The sequence below is a fragment of the Vibrio sp. D401a genome, assembly GCF_030248515.1.
Taxonomy (GTDB): Bacteria; Pseudomonadota; Gammaproteobacteria; order Enterobacterales; family Vibrionaceae; genus Vibrio; species Vibrio rotiferianus.
This window is the reverse complement of sequence record NZ_JAHGAI010000024.1, coordinates 130947-150194: the sequence shown is the minus strand read 5'-3', so window position 1 is coordinate 150194 and position 19248 is coordinate 130947. Positions and strand designations below refer to the sequence as shown.

At 41.1% G+C, this 19248-nt stretch carries 16 protein-coding genes; 11 read left to right on the top strand and 5 right to left on the bottom strand.

Translation table 11 applies throughout. The features are described from left to right. Window positions 1–4 precede the first annotated feature (4 nt). Window positions 5–529 carry a type IV toxin-antitoxin system AbiEi family antitoxin gene (gene abiEi / locus KIV41_RS12240; RefSeq protein WP_053050667.1) on the bottom strand — a complete coding sequence of 175 codons (525 nt, stop codon included), beginning with the start codon at window positions 527–529 and terminating at the stop codon, window positions 5–7. A gap of 390 nt (window positions 530–919) precedes the next feature. Between abiEi and KIV41_RS12235 the strand changes: the two genes are divergently transcribed. The 7 genes from KIV41_RS12235 (at window position 920) to KIV41_RS12205 (ending at window position 6897) form a co-directional block, all read left to right on the top strand. After that, complete coding sequence (locus KIV41_RS12235) at window positions 920–2011, top strand: tyrosine-type recombinase/integrase (protein WP_285336552.1); 1092 nt, start codon at window positions 920–922, stop codon at window positions 2009–2011. A 169-nt stretch (window positions 2012–2180) separates the two neighbouring features. After that, entirely contained in the window at window positions 2181–3677 is a 1497-nt protein-coding gene (locus tag KIV41_RS12230) for a hypothetical protein (protein WP_285336550.1), read from the top strand. Between the two features lie 156 nt (window positions 3678–3833). After that, entirely contained in the window at window positions 3834–4772 is a 939-nt protein-coding gene (locus tag KIV41_RS12225; RefSeq protein WP_285336547.1) for a hypothetical protein, read from the top strand. Between the two features lie 30 nt (window positions 4773–4802). After that, window positions 4803–5060, top strand: coding sequence for a helix-turn-helix domain-containing protein (locus KIV41_RS12220; RefSeq protein WP_285336546.1), 258 nt, complete (start codon window positions 4803–4805; stop codon window positions 5058–5060). A gap of 302 nt (window positions 5061–5362) precedes the next feature. Then, entirely contained in the window at window positions 5363–5887 is a 525-nt protein-coding gene (locus KIV41_RS12215; RefSeq protein ID WP_285336544.1) for a hypothetical protein, read from the top strand. A gap of 5 nt (window positions 5888–5892) precedes the next feature. After that, complete coding sequence (locus KIV41_RS12210) at window positions 5893–6225, top strand: hypothetical protein (RefSeq protein ID WP_285336542.1); 333 nt, start codon at window positions 5893–5895, stop codon at window positions 6223–6225. 9 nt (window positions 6226–6234) lie between these two features. After that, window positions 6235–6897, top strand: a complete 663-nt coding sequence (locus KIV41_RS12205; RefSeq protein ID WP_285336540.1) for a hypothetical protein — start codon at window positions 6235–6237, stop codon at window positions 6895–6897. 595 nt (window positions 6898–7492) lie between these two features. Here the strand turns inward: KIV41_RS12205 and KIV41_RS12200 are convergent. Together KIV41_RS12200 and KIV41_RS12195 are read right to left on the bottom strand one after the other, a co-directional pair. After that, window positions 7493–7690: an MbcA/ParS/Xre antitoxin family protein gene (locus KIV41_RS12200; protein WP_285336538.1), complete on the bottom strand. Its 198-nt coding sequence runs from the start codon at window positions 7688–7690 to the stop codon at window positions 7493–7495. Between the two features lie 333 nt (window positions 7691–8023). Beyond that, window positions 8024–8521: a hypothetical protein gene (locus KIV41_RS12195; protein WP_285336536.1), complete on the bottom strand. Its 498-nt coding sequence runs from the start codon at window positions 8519–8521 to the stop codon at window positions 8024–8026. A 997-nt stretch (window positions 8522–9518) separates the two neighbouring features. Between KIV41_RS12195 and modF the strand changes: the two genes are divergently transcribed. After that, the gene (modF, locus tag KIV41_RS12190; protein ID WP_285336534.1) at window positions 9519–10982 is read left to right on the top strand and encodes a molybdate ABC transporter ATP-binding protein ModF; all 1464 of its coding nucleotides are present in this window, start codon (window positions 9519–9521) and stop codon (window positions 10980–10982) included. Between the two features lie 82 nt (window positions 10983–11064). On the opposite strand, the gene KIV41_RS12185 is transcribed toward modF, so the two are convergent. Beyond that, window positions 11065–12534 (bottom strand): EAL domain-containing protein, encoded by a 1470-nt coding sequence (locus KIV41_RS12185; RefSeq protein WP_285336532.1) that lies wholly within the window; start codon window positions 12532–12534, stop codon window positions 11065–11067. A gap of 411 nt (window positions 12535–12945) precedes the next feature. Here KIV41_RS12185 and KIV41_RS12180 point away from each other — a divergent pair, with 411 nt between their 5' ends. The 3 genes from KIV41_RS12180 to KIV41_RS12170 all read left to right on the top strand — a co-directional run bounded on the left by KIV41_RS12180 (window position 12946) and on the right by KIV41_RS12170 (window position 17810). Beyond that, window positions 12946–13680, top strand: a complete 735-nt coding sequence (locus KIV41_RS12180; protein ID WP_010451423.1) for an IclR family transcriptional regulator — start codon at window positions 12946–12948, stop codon at window positions 13678–13680. Between the two features lie 6 nt (window positions 13681–13686). Next, window positions 13687–14523, top strand: a complete 837-nt coding sequence (locus KIV41_RS12175) for an arginase family protein (protein ID WP_010451421.1) — start codon at window positions 13687–13689, stop codon at window positions 14521–14523. Between the two features lie 275 nt (window positions 14524–14798). Further along, window positions 14799–17810 carry a DUF6701 domain-containing protein gene (locus tag KIV41_RS12170; RefSeq protein ID WP_285336529.1) on the top strand — a complete coding sequence of 1004 codons (3012 nt, stop codon included), beginning with the start codon at window positions 14799–14801 and terminating at the stop codon, window positions 17808–17810. Window positions 17811–17873: 63 nt separating this feature from the next. Here KIV41_RS12170 and KIV41_RS12165 read toward each other — a convergent pair whose 3' ends face one another. Beyond that, a complete protein-coding gene (locus KIV41_RS12165; protein ID WP_010451415.1) occupies window positions 17874–19166 on the bottom strand; it encodes a DEAD/DEAH box helicase in 1293 nt (430 codons plus the stop codon). Window positions 19167–19248 lie beyond the last annotated feature (82 nt).

Here is a 19248-nt window from a genome sequence, read left to right as displayed (position 1 = left end):
CAAGTCATTGAACATTCGACAAATGAACATTCCTGCAAACACGTTTAAGATCTCTTACCGCTGCTTGCTTTGAAGCCATTCTAAGTGGCCTACCAACAGAATGAATATTGTCTAGGATGTCCGTTACTGAGCGCTTCGTATGAGTAAACTCAATCACGCCATAACTGGTTTTGTACTCACCTTTACGACCCGTCGTCATGATGGTTAGCCGATCAATTGGAATTTGCGAAATGATGCCGTACTCGGACAAAGCAGACTCTAAGCTGATGTAGTTGTATTCACCGCGTCGTAGCGTTTTAGCAATCAACTCTAGGGTTTGTTCGCTTTTTCGCTTATTAGAAAAGGAATATACATAAACACCACGAGCGGCGCGCTCTAATATTCCATTCTTTACTAGGCGTTTAAGACTTTCATTGAATGCTCTCTCTGCGTCTTCATGGAACACTTTTCTTAGGTCACGATACTGATAGACATACCGTCCCTTTACATCCCACTCATGTAATCTTTTGATTGCTTCGCTCTGTTTCATTCCAAGTCATCATTAATATCTTATATAGTTAGTATAACTGTCCACTAAAGTAATTCAGCACTCTCTCTGTAAAGTTTTGGCTTTCCGTCATTTTTCTGATTTCACGGCAGTTTTCACTGTACGCAAGTGTGATCAAGATTCCAAAACGTAAAACTCTCAAAAATTCTTTTTTCCGTTCAGATTACCCACCAATGAGCCAAAAAATCTAAAATGAACTCGGTTGATAAATTAGGGGAAATTTCATTCGTTTTTTGTTCTGTTATACATAACTCACGATTACTAGTCATGATTTATATGTTAATTTTCATCAACTTAGGTGTTTGACGTGTTTTCATCTTCATCGTAATTTCCATTCGAAACGCAGCATTTGGGCTGCGAAATGAGTGAATTATGAAAATAAAAACAATCAATGATTATCTAGATTCTTACCTAACTGAAAGGCGATTCAGTGTTTCTCCTTCAACACAGCGCTCTGAAGCAAGTAAGGCGAGCAACATCAGAAAAGCAATCGGCAAACGTGCGATCGACTCTGTACTGCATAGCGATCTACGTGAACTTATCTTCAAGTGGCACAAACGTTTTTCGAATAAAACAATCAATGGGCACTTAACCATTTTACGTGCAGTTTTCGATCGAGCTATGTTGGATGGTTTCATTGAGCGCAATCCGATGTCAGGTATTGAAAATCTAAAGAACGCAAAAAAAGAACCCAACCCTTTCACCAAAACTGAAGTAGCACTCATGTATGAGTGTAATAATGTTTGTGAGCAAGGTAAGAATGCTACCCTATTAAATTTGCTTACAGGGCTACGTATTGGTGAGTTAATCGCTTTGTCTTGGGACGATGTAGATTGGCAGCGCAATGTACTTTACGTTCGTCGCGCACGAGTATTGAATGACTATAAATCTACAAAGACTCCAGACTCTGTACGTGCGGTTGATTTGAATCCGTTAGCTATCGATATTCTGAAAAGACAGTTACCTTATACTGGTAAACGTCGTCGCAAGACGGTTGATGTTTTACAGAGAGACAATAAGACCGTCCTTAAAGAATCGATAGCATTCATTTTTATCAACAGCAAAACACGTCAACCCTTTCTCAATGCCAAGCAGTTTGGCAAAACCTTTTTCAACCCATTTTTAGAAACTGCTGGTATTAAGCATCGGGGCGTAGGACAACTTCGGCATACATTCGCTTCACAGTGTTTAACTGCTGGTATTAGCAAAGAGTGGATTTCAAGCCAGATGGGACACACTGGCACGAACATGATCGACATGCATTATGGAAAGTGGCTTCGTGAAGATGCACCAGATTGTGCCTTGCTTGCTTCTCAGCATCTGCAAGATGCATTTGGAATGCCTGAGGTTAAGCGCACTGTTTCTCTACCAGCGGTGCCTGATGCGGCTTCCAATATGCTCGGTAAGCTCACTAAAAAGCCGCAACTAATGCAGTTGATACAAGCGATGCTGGAGGATGCATGATGGGTATCTTCTCGCTTGAAAACAACTCAAGAGTCGTGCATTTGGTTAATGTGACGACAACGCAACCCGCTGCGCTTGCGTCACACTTTTTGTTCCAAAAAGATGCACGCAAGCTGCGGGCAAGAGGAGTACCTCTTGACTCCCTAACTAGCTCCCTATGGGAGCTAGCATGAAATCGATTCGATTCTTCCATCGCCGATACAATTTCACTTCCAATCAGAAAGACCGCTCGCGTTGTGAGCGGTCTCTGGTGCATTCTCTACGTATCGCAACAGAGGCAAATACGGCTAAGCCATTTGAATGGGATGAGAATTTATCAGACTCAAATTTGATATGGCTAAATGGTGAAACCTTACTATTAAACTCGCTTAGTGATGAACACAAAGAACAGCTACTTTTTACCACCGCACCCACTCCATTAGTCCGTGACCATACCAAGCTACAAACCCGTCATCGGCAGTACCGTAAGAAAATGAAAACAGCGATCACCGCTGAATACAAAAATGTTAATGATGCTGCGGCGAAGTTTCTAGAACAGATCCTTGATTCATCAGGTCATGTCTCCTATAGCAAAATCGATCTATTCAAAACGATGGAAATGTCGCGGAAAAACCAACGAGTCAAAATGTTGGAGACTTATCTTGATGCACATAACCAGACACAAAGTCGACCTAATCTTAATTGTACATTTATCCAAGAGGGAATCTTTAAGATCCCTCATCAGTGGAAAGTGACCAATGAGCAAGTTTCGCTGCATGAGTATGTAGACTTTACCGTTAAGTTTTTAACTCAACACTTTCCTGACTATCCGATCAAAATGGTGATTGGACATGATGACGAGCGCGATGCCGAAGAGAACACTGGAGCGCACACCCATTACTTCTTATCTGCTAAGAATACGATCACTAGTGAATTTGACTTATTAAGAAGCCAGAAGATCGTCGTTAATCAATACATAGAAAACCTTGGTTTGAAAGATAAAGCTCTTCCTGTCGACGCAGACTTGTCTGTAGAGCAACGCAAATTCTTTGGTGAGATGTTTCAGAAAATGGTGTTTGACTATGCTAACCAGAATCTTTTTAAACAAAAGGGGTTGATTGCTGAATTAGCACCTGAGACAGAACGTCGCTCAAAGCAACGACAAAAAATGAACCAAGAAGCTAAACTGCCCAAATCTCAGCGAGAGTTCAATTTTCATAATCTCATGATTAAAAAGCAGCAAGAAAAATTGGTTGAGTTAGAGCACCAAGTAACATGCTCGGAGCACAAGTTAGAAGAGAACACCTTAAAGCTTAACATCATGCTAGGTGAGTTAATGATGTTGGAAGATAAGCAACGTGAAGCCGAAAAGGAACATGTCGTTTTATCTAATCAGGTGCAGGAATTGCGCGCTGAAAAACAAACGCTCTTGATGACGCTTCGCACATTCAACGATGAATTGCTCTCTAAACTAGCCGCATTCTGTAACAATTTCTTTATGTCCGTACATACGAGCGACCTAGGGTATCAAGATAAAGCAAGACGTTTTCTTGAACAGACCATCAATATCCTTTGGGATCTTCCTGAGCCACTGAGAATAAAGGCTAAAGCGTTAGTTAGCCACTTATCGCTTCAAAGCAGAGATGGTCGTCATGAGCGCTCTCAGCAGAATACAAACGAGCGTTAATGTCGCGCCATATACTCTGTAGCGTATAAAACCAGAATATACGCTACAGGGTATATGAGTCGCGTTTATTTGTTTGTTCATAAGGCTTGTTCGGAACAAACCTTATGAACAAACAAATCCCTATACTTAAATCATAAAAACAATAACGGTGAAAAAATGGCGAGACCAAAATCCTACACGAATGACGATGTTATCAGAGCCGCAAATCAGTTGATTGAACAGGGTGTTGAACCTGTAGGTTGGAGACTGCGAGAACTCATTGGACGTGGGCGACGTGAAACTTTAGATAGAGATCTAAGACAATTGATTGAACAAGGTCAAATAACGATAAAGGAAAAATCTTGTATTGAATCTCAACAGCCAGCCATACAAGCTGAACCCACGGTAATATTACCGTTGCCTGTTGAGATACAAGAAGCGCTTAAACTTATTGAAGGCCAACTGTCATCCTCACTTGTTAACCTAGTGACTCAACTCAATGTGTTAACAGATACCCACTATGAGCATCTAACTCGTACTCGGCTACTTGAATCAAAAGCGCTGGTAGATGAAGCGCTTGGCAAAAAGCAATGCACTGAGGAAAAACTCCTTGTTGCAGAGGAGCGTGTCAGACTTCAGGTTGAATTAAACGAGCAATTAGAACAAGACTGTACTGCGTTGGAGGAACAACTAGCCCTAGCAAGACTCCACGGTCATGAACATCTTGCTGCGTTAGAATCAATGACGAACGAGAATGCTTCTTTACTGAGCGACCTAGAAACCTATCAACAAAATGAATCACTGCAAAACGAACAGATACAGGCTCTTACTAGACAAAACACGGTGCTTGAAACGCAGTTAGATAACTGTCGAATTGAAGCAGTAAGGCAAAGCGAGGCAAACGCCCTGCTACAGGCTGACTTAGACCACGTGAGGCAGCAACTCACTATCTTATCGACAAAATATGAAAGTGCTGTTCAGGCAGAAAGCAAATCACTGGCGCAACTAAATACACTAGCAGCGCAGTTAACAGAATCACAAACGTTGGCTGCCGTTCTGTCTGAAAGAGTTAGTCATTTAGAAAAGCCGTTGAAACAAGATGAGGTTGTAGCTTAACCTCTAAGTATCACTTTGAGGGAAATATGTATGCTAGCTAATTATCCAAGGGCGTTAGCCAATTGTATGCGAGAGGCACGCGAGACTTTAGGTTTAACTCAGAAGCAAGCATCAGAGCTGAGTGGTTTGAGACAGGCTACAATCTCAAAAATAGAGAATAACCCAACTAACTGTTCAATCAACTCTGTATTGCTCTTGGCTCAAGCTTATCGGCTGGAGTTACATCTTCTGCCCATGCTTAATATGGAGGAGTATTACAACCATGATGTTGTTAAGAGTGAGTGGTAGTAAACCATGCTAGATTCATTACAACCGCGAGCAAATCACACTGTCGGTCTGAATGATTCGCAACTCGTGGGCTGACATTTGTAACGGGTGAACAATGTCACAATCAAACCTAAATCATTGTGCTATAACACTAATATAGACTTAGAACTGGAAATGGTAAGCGTTGATAAACCTTCCCAAATGCATTTAATAAATGCCATTATCGATAAAATGCGATGTCATATATTACCTAAATCTTAGCTTTGATATGATGTGTATTTATTGATTTAACTTAATATTAAAACATGACTAAAGAAAATATCATGGACATACATTCCGTAAAAAATGTTACTCAATTAAAAAAAATAGGAACTCTTTCGGAAGTAGTTGAATATATCAATGAAATTATGGAGCCGTTTTCTGTTCCAGATAACATTGATTCATTTGAATTACTGCTTCCTTTCTTAAATAAAGCAAAGCTAGTAACTAACCCAGAAATTAATTACCTATCATTCTATGAGATGTTTGCATCTAGGCGAGCGCAGGTGTTGTATTGTCTGATCGGCCCATCAATATCCAGCACTCTGGATAGGCTTGAATTCTTAAACTTTCCTGAAAAATTCCACGAAGAACCTGAAGTTCATAGTAAAGACATAAACAGATGGTTTAACAAGTTAAAGCTGGACATTGAAAGCCAAAGAAGAACAGATGACTTAACGCATAAAGCCACACTAAAGTTAGACGATATCAAAAAAGAGCTTGAAGATTTATTAGGCATCGAGATTGTTGATACTGAAGATGAGGTAATTTCCAATCCCATTTTAACTCAGCAAACTCATAGCGGATAATTATAATGTTTTTTGACACTATTCCTAACCCGCCTTACTACATGGGTTTAAAAGGGGAAAGAATAAAACAAGCTATAGCTAGGACTAAGAAAACCTCTACAGGTAGGTTTATCATAAACTATCGAGATATAGGTACTATACTTTCAGCTAAAGACCCAGCTACTGTCGCTTTTTTAAAGAAGTTAACAGATTCTGATAAGCTTGTTATAAATGGTGAACGCTACGTCATGGTTAGTGCTGTATTAGAAAAGCTACTGCATGATCAAACACTAGGATTCGACGTTAAGAAAACTCAACAATTTGAATACGCAATAAAATGTTTAAGGTCTCTTGTCTAGTAGAAAAATATGACAAAAATAATAACAGTAAGCAAAATAAATAAAGATGAAATTATCTTACCCGAGCCTGATAATGAAAAAGATAAAGAAACTCAAAATAATATCATTGCAGGGACAAGTATCGTAAGAGATGGTGATAACCCTTTACAATTGGCTTATAGTCCCAATGCTGTGTTTAATATAGCTTTCCGTAGTAATGCTGATTCTTATGATAATAAGCAAGCGGCAAAAGATGCGAGAAAATCCATATTAAGTATTGATGATAAATACAAAGTTGAGGGAAACATAGTTGCCCCTGCTGTTGCTAAACTAGCCTTTGAAAAGATAGAAACAGAAGAAGATCCAGAACGTCGTAACGAAATAGCATTTGGGATTGATACATTACTTGCTCTACAAAACCAACCTTTTATCAAAGATGAAGTCCAGTACATCGCTCAATTAAGGCTTGATAGAATGCCTAATGAAAAAAGGAAATTTAAAAAAAATGAACAAAAAAAAGGTGTGGTTGGTGACCATGTTCACCATGTAATTCCTGTAAGTGAAGATCCATCAAAATGTGATGACCCAAATAATTTCGAACTAAAAACTGAGCAAGATCATGTTGACCATCATAATCAAGAACAACAAGACGCAAAGAATTTTCTTGAAGGAAATATCACTGAGTTAGATTGATCCTTATATCAGGCAACTAACGCTTATTATGTGGAATTTTTCCGCATGGATCACCTTATTCTCGTAGTACATAACTCTTGTATTGATGAGAGTTTTTTTATAAAAACAAAATACAAAAATTACTTAGGGTTTTTATTTGCCTCTATATGCAATGAATCATAACGTTAATTGTGGTCACGCTAAATTAAAGGACCATAAGCATAGTTTCCAGAATGTGAACTTCGAAAATTGTTTAAAGTTTTCGCATAACTCCTGCGTACGATTTCCAATCTATTCACACCCAAAATGAACATTGTCCGCCTTATTAAATCAGATAGTTTTAATAGGGAAAACGCGCGCGCCTAAATTTTGTAGTGCATTTGGTCTAAGTAATTTTGGGGTATTTCGTGTTTGAAATTGCCGACTGAAATTGTGTGATACCTTATGGCTTTGTAGCGCCATAAGGTCAGTGAAGGTATCCATAGACTCAAGCCGCTGTTTGCCTGTTTATACAACTATACTAATTTTAAATAAAATCAATAATATAAGCACAAAATCTATCAAGCACAAACTATATTGGTTGGTGGTCAATGGGATTGGTGAGAGAGAGTGCGTACTAAGAGAAATCTCCTGTTTCAATCCTTGTTATCATCTCGAGGACTTTTGCTCTCCCTTCAGCTTTCTTTAATGCGTCTAGCGGGCTTATTCCACCTAGTGGCTTTTTGCTATTGTTTAGCCACTCGTAGCATAACGCTTCATCATTAAAAATCGCCATTAAGCGCAACTTAATTTCAGCATCTAACTGTTCATTCATTTTCGTTGTCTCCAATAAGATAACATCACCATGTTATTCGACATATATGTAGAACTCGATTGCTTGCATGTGTATGGCTAAATCAATTTGATAGATTATAGATATATTACAGACAATCATTTTCATATCTTCGATGTCTCTATATTCCCTATGGTAAGTTTAGTGACTTTCTGAATTTTGAGCTTTAAACCAATACCTAAACACAGTTTTTGGCATTTCGTGTTTGAATTTATCGACTGTGATAGTTCTGATACTTGCTCGTTCTATATCGTTATAAGGTCATGGAAAATAGATAGAACCATACCTTTGTTTCAATCCTCAAGGTAAAACTCATTAAGATAAATCTTGCTCATATTTTTGATTGACTAACTCAAAAGCATCCGAGATCAATTCGTCGAAAAATGAATTTTCAGGTATCTCTGTAGTCGTACAGTTCTCTAAGCGCCGCTCTAGCATTGAAGATATTAGGCGCTCAATATTTTTATCACTAATGGGATATACGTTTTTATACGTATCAATAAGCTTAGCACCTATTAGTTTAACTATATGTTCTATAATATCTTTTTCATATTTGCGCAGTATTTTAAAGAATGGAACTTTCTGGTAACTTCCATTGGAAAGATAATAAGACATGTTGGTTTCATCACAAACACTGTTTTCATTTGATATATCTTTGCAATATGCGTAACCATCAATGAAAATAACACGGATCGTTTTCTCAGATGACAAAGTCGCTTCCCAAACACACTGAGAATCAGTTTCATTGACGGTATAGCCTAGAACTTGAAGTAATTGCTTAAGTGGATGAATTGAATGTTTGTGTTCGTTCATAAAAACCTCTAACTAATTAGATAAATAAAGTCATCGCCTGAGCGAACTCAGACACCATCGTGTTCATAATTTATTTATTAATTAATTAAGGCTTTCAGCTATACACAAAGTAGCCACTTTGTTGCTAAAGCTTGTTAAGAACGCTGACGTGCTCCCGAATGAGTTCACTGAATCAGCTAATGTAACTAGTTTTACAATGGCAATAAGTTAATGTCAATGCGTTTTTTTGACTTTTTTCAACGGGTTAGTTAATTTATTTAAGATATTTACTCCTGAACGGTACTGAAGAGCCTCACTGGCGCATATCTGGTTCGATAACCTTGATCCAAAGCAGCTTGACTATCAAGTTTCCAATCAGCATTTTCAATTGGACAAAGATCTCTCTATGCTGTAGTTTTAACTCATTGATATAAATCAGCTTAATGCAGGTTTATGAGCTCGGGATGGTGTTCAAATCCCTATCTCTCCCCCACATTTAGAAAGCCTGTTGAGAAATCAACGGGCTTTCGTCGTTTTAGCATTTGGAAAATTAAGGGATTTCTAATTCCCTAGTCGTGTGCGACCCCAGCACTCCGTCACATTCCAGTAAAAAGCCCGCTAAGAGATTAGTGGGCTTTTTCGTATTTCAGCGGTTTAAAGGGATTAACCCAAATCCCTCCTTGAATGCAAGCCCAGCCTAGGCGTCCCCGAACTCCCCCACATTTAGAAAGCCCGTTGAGAAATCAATGGGCTTTCGTCGTTTTAGCGTTTGGAAAATTACGGGATTGCTAAATACCTAGTCGTGTGCGACCCCAGCACTCCGCGACATACTTCGATAAAGCCCACCAAGAAATTAATTTCAGCACTGAGATGCAACTGTTGCACTTCTCTACTTTACTGACCAACCCCGCGCTTCTCAGTATCGTTAGTAAAATCGTCATTTAAGCCCTTTCTATACTTAGGCTAGAGTTGGTATAACTGGAGTCCGCATAATAATAAATCATGGAAGACAAATACTATGCCGATTCAATTTCATCAGCTTACTGCAAAGGAAAATACCTCCACCCTCTCTATCGACAATTGGCACATTGAAGCAGGACAATCTTGGGGCATTTTCAGCTCTGAGGGCGATATTGGATCTATGCTTGGTGACTTACTGTGCGGAGAAATTACGCCTGAGTCAGGTGAACTGAACGTCGAAGGTTGGCAGATTGCTCAAGTATCTCTTTCTGAACAACAACGCTTGCTAGAGTTGGAGATCGAAAGAGATGACACCGATTTTCTCGATCGTATTGACCAAGGCAGCTCAGTATATAACTTGATCTTTGACGTCTGCCAAGATGACACCTTCGCGCAAACAGTAATTGAAGAGCTCGACTTATCACATTTAGCCGAAAGCGGGGTTAGAGTGCTTTCTACTGGTGAAACGAGACGTGTAATGCTGGCCCGTGCGCTCGCGGCAAAACCAGATCTAGTGTTGTTAGATAACCCGTTTACAGGATTAGATGTAGAGCACCGTGCTTCATTGGCAAAGTATCTTCAAACGCTCTCTCAATCGGTTCAAATCCTAATTACCTTCTCTCGTGAATCCGACATGCCCGACTGGATAGATCAAGTGGCACTGTTCAATGGTGGCAAACTTGATAGCACAATGGACAAGCAAAGCTGGGATCAGCACCCCATCATCGCGCAGATTAAGTCCCAGTCAGAGAAACAAAGCGAAGAGATGATGGCATTAATTCGTCAGCATCAACATACAACCCATTTTGATAATCCAATTTTTGAACTTAAGAGTGGCAAAGTGGAATACACCGACAAGACCATTTTCACTGACTTAAATTGGCGCATTGATAAAGGCCAACACTGGCAAGTGAAAGGGCCGAATGGATGCGGTAAAAGCACCTTGTTAGGGTTGATATTTGGCGATCACCCCCAGTGTTACAGTAATGATATCCATATATTCGGTAAGAAACGCGGCAGTGGGGAAAGCATCTGGGAAATAAAGCAACATATCGGTATGGTGTCCTCCGCCCTGCACCTTCAATATCGAGTTAACTGCAGCGCGTTAGAAGTCATTTTATCGGGATTCTATGATTCAATTGGTCTTTACTCACAACCGACTAAGAATCAGATCAATATTGCGAAGGATTGGCTGACAATTCTACACATGAGCCAATATCAAAAGACCTCTTTTAAACAACTGGAATATGGTCAGCAGCGCTTGCTTCTTATCGCTCGCGCTATTGTTAAACAGCCTACATTGCTAATTTTGGACGAACCTTATCAAGGCTTAGATTACTTGGGGCGAATGTTAGTAAAAAACACTCTAGAGTTGATAGCGAAGGAGAAGTTAAGTCAGCTTTTATATGTTTCACATTACCAAGAAGATGGTATAGAAAGCATTCAAAACTACTTAGAGTTTAGGTTTGATAACGAAGCAAGCTGTTACAAAGGTTATCTCTTCAAATCTGGAGCAGAATAGAAGTCGTAACTTTAACCAACAAGAGTTGCGTATTCTTAAGCTATCTTCCGGCCCTAAGAATACGCCTCTCAAATATACAACCCTACTGATAATTAAGTAATAGTTGCTTAAATGGCACAGGCTTTGAGTAAAAGTAACCTTGATGGAAATCTACTCCTAGATCAATAAGATGCTTCACTTGCGCTTCAGTTTCCACTCCCTCCGCAATGAGCTTTATCTCAAGCTCATTGGCGAATCGGACAATGGCATTCAAAACCGGAGCGTTAACACTCTCAATACCGATTGTATCGACAAAACACTTGTCTATTTTTAAGTAATCCACTCTCATGTGTTGCAGAGCTGCCAGAGAAGTTTGCCCCGTACCAAAGTCATCAATAAGTACTTCTATGCCATACACCCGCAGCGCTGAAATGTACTTCTGCGTATTTTCATCGATAAGCTGGCGCTCGGTAATCTCAATCCCCAAAAAGACATTATTTTGTTTTAGTTTCTTGTGGATGCGCTCTATCTTATGGATAACATGCGCGTCTGAGAGATAATCAGGTGGTACATTGACGCCTAAATGAAAAGGCTTTGAGTAATGACTATCAGAAAAGTCTTTGAGTGCTTTATCCAGAACATAATCGGTGATGTCATTCGCCAGCCCGTTTTGTTCCGCAGCTACAATGAATTTATCTGGAGAGACAAAACCACGGCTCTTGTGCTTCCAACGTAGAAGCGCTTCGCACCCCTTTAATTCACCTGTTATTGCATCAATTTGTGGCTGATAATACAGCGCCAGCTCTTTCCTTTTTATGGCCTTTTTCAAATCTACGAGCAAGCTTCTCTGAGGATCGACAAACTTTGTCACGATATAAATCGTTAAGTAGAAAATCAGTAGGAGGGGGATCGCTGAAATAAAATAAGACAGCTCTTTTTGCTCAATATAGACATTACTGGCTTCGAGTAAGGCTTCATAATCAAAGATTTTAGAATGAGCGATGGCGATGGGATTATCACCTTGCTTGAGCGAACCAAGCGGAGCAACACCTTCTCCCACATACAGTGCCGAGCGCTTAAGACGAAGATCATTTTTATAACCAATAGTCGCACCAAAATAGTCCCTATCCACAATGGTGATAGCGCGATACTCTGGATTTTCGGTGCTCTGTGTGGTCAGTGTTAGGACTTGCTCTGGGTAACCGTGTATACGCGCGAAAGACAGTGTATCAGTGCCATATTGCTTTAAATAACTGTCCAAAGGTTTGGATATCGAACCTAACTTAGAAGAACAGATAATGTTGTCACCGTGAACAATCAGCATTTCATCAATGTTTCTTTCAAACATTAGGTTTTGCTGTAACGCTTCACACCTTGTCGGGTCTATTAATGCCGTTTTATTTTCAGTTTCGATATGGAACAGTATTTGGTCGGCAACTTGTATGTTTCTCTCTAAAATATTATCTAGGTTTTTTTGAATATTCTGTTGAGCGAGAAAAAACACCTGCGCCAAGATTAAAGGGACAGGAATAAAGAATATGCTGATTTTTTTTAGCGTTGCTTTGCTTAGCATTCGTTATCGCTCCAATTCAACGTCGACACCCCTGCTCTTTGGTCGGTAGGATTGCTCAATGCATTTCATTCCTAAATGAGTATGAGCACAACCTAACATTACTGCAAATATAACAACAATTTAGGTAAGACTCTTAATGGGCCTCAAAGTCTACACTAAGGAAGCGTCGATAGTTCAACGCGACAATAAAATTAGCAGACAATTAACCACACACGAGCAAGCCCCTTTAGATGACACCCTACTAATCCAAAACTACTTCTTGGTTCTTGCATAGAAGCACGCTTGCTCATAACCAGAAATCAGATGGCACTTTTCTCACCAAATGAGAATAATGGTTTATAAATATTTTCCTTTTCTCGACAGTTAAGAATTATAGTTGAGACATCCCCTTTATCACGTTACAACGCACCTATGACGACAAACAAAGCCAACGCTAATCAGGTAAACGAAAAAGCCCTTCAATTATTGATGCAAGTTGCTGTTAGCCCATTCCCGGTTTCTGCAAAAACGCTTAGCGAACAAATGAATGTGCCTTTAAGTAGCTTATATCGCCATTTGAAGTTGCTAAAAGAGTGGAACCTGATCGAAGAAAGCGTCCATGACAAGACCTTTGTAGTCGGCCCCGCTGCACTGCTTTTAATGCACAGCTACGAAACCGCGCAGCATGGCTTAGACATGGTAGAAAGCATTCTGTCTCGTCTCGTCCAACAGACGGGAGAAATGGCAGCTTACATGGTGCCTTCTGGTTATCGCGCGCTTTGTGTCCGACAGAAAGAAAGTATGCAGGCGCTTCGTTGCAGTTACGTCCAGGGTCAAAGTCAACCATTGCTGCGGGGCGCCTCATCTAAAGTGATGCTGGCTTATATGCCCCAGGCACGATGCGAAAAAATCCTTCGCCATTTTGGTGAGGATCATCGTATGGACGAATGGGAACAAGAGTTAAGCACCATTAGGAAAAATGGCTACGCAGTTAGTACTTCTGAGATAGACCCAGGTGTATCTGGTATTAGTGCGCCAGTGATGAAAGGCAGCAAGTTAATTGGTGCTGTATCTGTCATGGCTCCAGCACACCGAGTCGAAAAGGATAAGCAGCGTATCATTTTACATGTGTTGCAGGCAGCGAGGGCGTTGCCGCCAGAAAGGTAATTCACCATGTTAAGCTTTTTCAAACGTTACGCATTTCATAGAGCATCAAAACCCGTTCACCACCACCCTTTTTCTTTTATGACGGTATGTGAACATTTAACCCCCATGACTGCTGCAACGTATGATCTAGCTAATCAAAGCTTGGACAATGCCAGTGACTGGCTTTACCAACAGCATGACCAAGGTTCCGCTGCTAACCTTGGTCACTTTGATCATCCCCAAATTGATAGTGGTGATTTCCAAGAAGCATTGAGTTTGTCTTTATCCCGACACTCAGTTCCTGTGATTTTGACTAACTGCTCCGAAGTAATACTCTCCATTCTACCCGTAGTTGTTCATGAACGAGATGAAATCGGCATCATCAGTATCGGCCATAAGATGAATCTGAATCAAACTCTTGAACCAAGGCTGGGGTCCGCATTTCATTTTGCTCTTACTCGATACAATAACGTTCGACTTTTTTTCGCCGGCGTAAGTGAATCAGGGGCTGCTTCAACAATGTGGGAATACGCTGAAGATCAGGGGTGCGATTGGATAACCGACCGAGAGTTCGTATTTAGACACCGTAACCATCTAAAACAACAAGCTTCAAACTATCTTGACCATTGCGATCAAGTCATTCTGAGCGTTGACCTAAGTTCTCTCATTCCGAAAAATGGCCTAGAAGGTACATGCCTAGACCTCCAGATGGCATTACGCACGATAAGACACAGCCTGGTCAGTGGAAAAGTACGTGCAATTCAGTTGGTCGGTGATAAAGACCGACTCATATACTCGAAACAAACCAAAGCTATTTTGGAAGAGCTTTACCAAATGGCCCCTCTGATTGACCATGCTGCCTAGTGATATTTGGAGCTGGACTATGCTCTAGCTCCATACATCAGGCAAATTCATATTTCCTAACAATATTTCATACTTATATGCGACTGATATCATCATTTGCTCTTGAACTAACATCACACTTAAGTTGTAATCTAGCGCATAATAGCTTGGTATAACGTACCAAAAAATAATGACACACATATTTTTATAGAGTGAATCTACCCTAAGTAACTTAGGGAGACGCTCCTTTCCACCTTTGCTTGATGCCATTGAGTTCCACGGAAATAGGATACTTAATGATGCGTTTTGTTAGCATTTTTGGTGCGGCACTACTTTTTCCCTTTGCCGGCCAAGCAACGACTGTTGATGTCACAAATCTAGAACAGCTCAATGAAATTTGTCTAGGTCAGAACTTTCAAGAAATAGTACAACCTGATGGCAGTGTTGTATTTCATTGCCCATCTAAGATTGAATTGCCTCATGGATACAAAGTGGTATCAACGCATAATAGAGAGGTCTCACTTACTGCCCATTCAGGTATAGTTCTGAAAGGAAGTAACGCAATTGGCTCTGCTTTGAACCCAATCTCACTACGTTCTTATGCTGTTGAATTATCAGTCAATAACAACACAGCTACTGGTGTTGATTATCAAAATAACCATACAACAATTTATGGTAACCTCACCTCAGATCATCCTATGACGCTAGAAAATGTCCTTGTTAAAGGGGATGTCACTCTAAACGGCTCTACACTTGCGGTTACTGGTCAGTACAACACTGTAATAGGTAATATAACGACACTAAGTACTTCGACTCTAACGAACACCAATATATGTGGAGATATCAAGTCAAGTGGACATCTGTTTGAAATCAACACTAGCGCACCACTGGGTGACCACTATATTGTCGGTGATATTTCCGCGCTGCATTCATTGAACATTAAAGACATCAGTGTATTTGGAAAAATCCGTTCTGAAGGTCTCACAGGGTATTTAGAAGGCGCATTTTACGATACAGAGTTAGCAATTGAGACTTTTCAGCCATTAGTATTGCCGAATAACACCGAGGTATGTGGTGATATTAAGAGTTATGGGGATAAGCCAAGTAACATTCAGCTTTATTGTGGTATTGACCAATCAAACTGCGACTATTCTGCTTTGGCCTGCCCTATCACATCAGTAGATATTCCTGTATGTGATATGCTACCACCTCAGGAGGACGACTATGAGCTTACCATCTCTCCTGAAGATGATTTAGCATTAATGTGTGGTGATGAACCGCCCACCTTTACTATTAATACCAAAAACAATGCCATTGGAGAAAGCCTACAGGTTCAACTGTCGATTGCCGATTCTGATTTCTTCGAAGTGATAATGATCTCCGGAGCTTCACAAGACTCAACTAACCCTTGGCTGTTTACATCCAATGATTCTGGCGAGCTAGTCGTTCAAATTAAAGTCAAAACAAACCAAATTGAAAATGTCGATTTTGATAAGACTTACAGCGTCACAGCAGAATTAGTGACAGATCGCACGCAATCTAAACTCGCAGAGTTTAAGTTTAAGCCATTTATATTTGAAGCATATTCTCTCGACCCAGGAATTCCTGTTGGGGAAATTCAAGTTGTTGCAGGCAAGCCCGAGACAATCAATACACGCATTCTCGCCTGTACAGAAGAAGGAGAGGCAGTCGAAGCCTCAAATTATTCTGCAATCCCAACTATCACCCCATCTGTCGTTTCACCGACAAATGGCTCGCTGGGTGATCTTAACTACCAGCCAGAGTTCAAACACGGTGTATCCAATGCTAGCCTAATTACTTATGAATCAGGTTCGTTTAATATCCAATTAACCGATACATTCGACTGTACTGGATTCGCCAAATGCCCTGAAAGCGGTCACAGTGAAGTAACCGGTCAGTTCCTCGTTCAGTCAAGGCCTTGGACCTTTGCTATCTGCCCAAACGGCGAGAACGCAGCTTTACCCTCGGGCACCTCAAGTGATGGCGCAGGGTTTGTCGCGGCAAGTGAGCTATTTTCTCTGTTTACTAAGCCTATTGTTTGGCAGTCTGGAGGCTCCTTAAGTGATCCTATCAACACTACTGCGTACTGTAGTGATAGCATCCGCGTAACCTCAAACTTCATGAATTACGGTTCCCCTTCTGCCAGCATCAAGTTATCGAGTGAACAACATACTCCGACTCAGAACGCAGCTAATCAGACAGTTCTATTAGAAGGGCTAATGGGGTTAAGTAAGCTTAATCACCAAAACACTGGGCTTGGTTATGTATTTGACCAGTTATACTGGAATGAGGTCGGCAGCTTGACCATAAAGGTTGATGTTGCGAACAGTGGTATTAACCAAGGCTATCGACACGTAGGTCGATTCTATCCAAAGCATTTCAAAGTCATTAACCAGAACTGGGAGTACCCATCTGGTCAATCTTTTGTTTATATGAACCAGCCACTTACGAGTGTTAGCTATACCGTTGTAGCATTAAACGCGAACAAGTCTGACGTGGCAAACTATGCCTATTTTGCACCTAAGAAACAACAAAACTTCACCTTGGGAGAGCTTAGCAACTATACCAATAGGTTTGTGCCACCTAGCCCTACTCAGGTGCAATGGAGTGACTTAGCAAGCAGAAGTATCGGTACGTTTCTTATCAAATCATCTGCGTCGAAATACGACTGTTCAAACAGTGCCTGCTGGGAAAAGGACGACATTGGAGGAAGTTACCCCGATGGGCCATTCAACACAGGAAGTCATGCAACACTCAGTAAAATTGGCCTAACCTACTTAAGCAAAGTAGATAAATTCGAGTTTTTCGACGACTCGCATATCCTGACAACCCAACCGGACGTTCGATTTGGTCGCTTAAAATTTAGAGATGTTGGTGGGCCTCAAGGTCAACAGATCAAAGTGCCTTTAGACGTAGAATATTGGGAGAATGGTCGCTTCACCACGAACTTCAGTGACAGCCAGACGGGCTTTGATAGCACACATAGTCGCTCTGATATCTTGTGGTCTGATGGCACAACATCGACCGCTTCACTTTCTGGTGATGGGAGCCTTGTAGTAGGCCGCACGCTACAAGTTCTTGCATCGCAAACAACGCCATCCCGCGAACAAGTTAAGTTCCATCTAGATCTTGCCAACGGTGCAAATAATTTGCCTTGGCTGCGTTATAACTGGGATAACGCTAGCAATGGTGAAGAAGATCCCCCGGTTATTGTCACTTTCGGGGTAAACAGAGGTAACGACCGAGTGATTTACCGTGGAGAGCCAAACCTAATTGGCGTAAATTAGTATTCTTGTGCCAATTGTTATAAAAACGCCCTTTGAGTAAGGGGCGTTTTTAATTTTGTTCGATTAGTTAGAAGAACGACGCGCTTTTAAACGCTTAACCATCGCTAAGCGACGCTCCGCAGAGCCTTGGTCTGTTGCCGATTGGTTCGGGTTATTACGACGACCTTGACGGTTCTTGAACGCAGGCTTTGAGTTTAGCTTCTCGATGTAAGATTCACGCTGCTTTGGTTCGTAACCCGCTAACTCGATACGACGAATGTGTTGTTGAATTAGGTTTTCAACCTGCACCACAGTTAGCTCTTCCTCGCGGTTAACAAATGATACGGCGTGACCTTGTTTACCCGCACGACCTGTACGACCAATACGGTGAACGTAATCTTCTGCTAGGAATGGCATGTCATAGTTCACCACGTGTGGTAGATCTTCAATATCCAGACCACGAGCCGCTACATCTGTTGCAACCATTACGCGAGCTTTACCCGTTTTGAACTCTTCTAACGCGCGACGACGTGCGCTTTGTGCACGGTCACCGTGACACACAACGGCTTTGATGCCATCTAGCTTAAGCTCTTTTACAACATCGTTCGCGGTCTCTTTGTAGTTCACAAACACCAATACTTGCTTCCAGTTCTTACGACCAATCAGCTCAGAAAGAAGCTCAGTCTTGCGCTCTTGATCCACTGGGTAAAGTACGTGTGCGATAGTTTGTGCCGTTGTGTTTGCACGCTCTACTTCAATACGCTTTGGCTTGCGAAGGATATCTTTCGCTAATAGATTCAACTGGCTCGATGTTGTTGCTGAGAACATCATGATTTGTGGGTCTGTATCCACATCCATCATGATTTTACGTACAGCATGGATAAAGCCCATATCAAGAATACGGTCCGCTTCATCAAACACAAGAAACTCGATGTTTGCTACGGATACGTTGCCTTGCTCGATGTGCTCTTCTAGACGACCAGGCGTCGCAACAAGAATATCCACGCCACCTTCTAGCGCTGTCACTTGAGAAGACATCTTACGGCCACCAAAGATTGCGGCAACCGATAGGTCTGTGTACTTAGTGTATGCTTTGATATTGTCCGCGATTTGCTCTGCTAGCTCACGAGTAGGAGCCATGATCAGTGCACGTGCAGTTTTGCGAGATGCGCTGCGACCGGATTCTAACAACTGTTGAATCATAGGCAGAGAAAACGCGGCTGTTTTACCTGTACCCGTTTGCGCAGTTGCAAAGATATCATGACCTTTACGAGCCATTGGAATCGCCTTCTGTTGAATTGGCGTTAACTTCTCATAACCGCATTCTGCCAGTGCTTTTACCACTTCTGGCGCAAAACCTTGAGATGAAAATGACATTGAGCGTATTCCTTAAACAAATCACTAAATAGCTATAAAAATTTTAGCGGTGCACTATACCCGAATTCCAGTGATTTATCTC

Coding starts and splice junctions, on each gene's coding strand:
- abiEi (WP_053050667.1), bottom strand. CDS start 529: ATGAAACAGAGCGAAGCAATCAAAAGATTACATGAGTGGGATGTAAAG.
- KIV41_RS12235 (WP_285336552.1), top strand. CDS start 920: ATGAAAATAAAAACAATCAATGATTATCTAGATTCTTACCTAACTGAA.
- KIV41_RS12230 (WP_285336550.1), top strand. CDS start 2,181: ATGAAATCGATTCGATTCTTCCATCGCCGATACAATTTCACTTCCAAT.
- KIV41_RS12225 (WP_285336547.1), top strand. CDS start 3,834: ATGGCGAGACCAAAATCCTACACGAATGACGATGTTATCAGAGCCGCA.
- KIV41_RS12220 (WP_285336546.1), top strand. CDS start 4,803: ATGCTAGCTAATTATCCAAGGGCGTTAGCCAATTGTATGCGAGAGGCA.
- KIV41_RS12215 (WP_285336544.1), top strand. CDS start 5,363: ATGGACATACATTCCGTAAAAAATGTTACTCAATTAAAAAAAATAGGA.
- KIV41_RS12210 (WP_285336542.1), top strand. CDS start 5,893: ATGTTTTTTGACACTATTCCTAACCCGCCTTACTACATGGGTTTAAAA.
- KIV41_RS12205 (WP_285336540.1), top strand. CDS start 6,235: ATGACAAAAATAATAACAGTAAGCAAAATAAATAAAGATGAAATTATC.
- KIV41_RS12200 (WP_285336538.1), bottom strand. CDS start 7,690: ATGAATGAACAGTTAGATGCTGAAATTAAGTTGCGCTTAATGGCGATT.
- KIV41_RS12195 (WP_285336536.1), bottom strand. CDS start 8,521: ATGAACGAACACAAACATTCAATTCATCCACTTAAGCAATTACTTCAA.
- modF (WP_285336534.1), top strand. CDS start 9,519: ATGCCGATTCAATTTCATCAGCTTACTGCAAAGGAAAATACCTCCACC.
- KIV41_RS12185 (WP_285336532.1), bottom strand. CDS start 12,534: ATGCTAAGCAAAGCAACGCTAAAAAAAATCAGCATATTCTTTATTCCT.
- KIV41_RS12180 (WP_010451423.1), top strand. CDS start 12,946: ATGACGACAAACAAAGCCAACGCTAATCAGGTAAACGAAAAAGCCCTT.
- KIV41_RS12175 (WP_010451421.1), top strand. CDS start 13,687: ATGTTAAGCTTTTTCAAACGTTACGCATTTCATAGAGCATCAAAACCC.
- KIV41_RS12170 (WP_285336529.1), top strand. CDS start 14,799: ATGATGCGTTTTGTTAGCATTTTTGGTGCGGCACTACTTTTTCCCTTT.
- KIV41_RS12165 (WP_010451415.1), bottom strand. CDS start 19,166: ATGTCATTTTCATCTCAAGGTTTTGCGCCAGAAGTGGTAAAAGCACTG.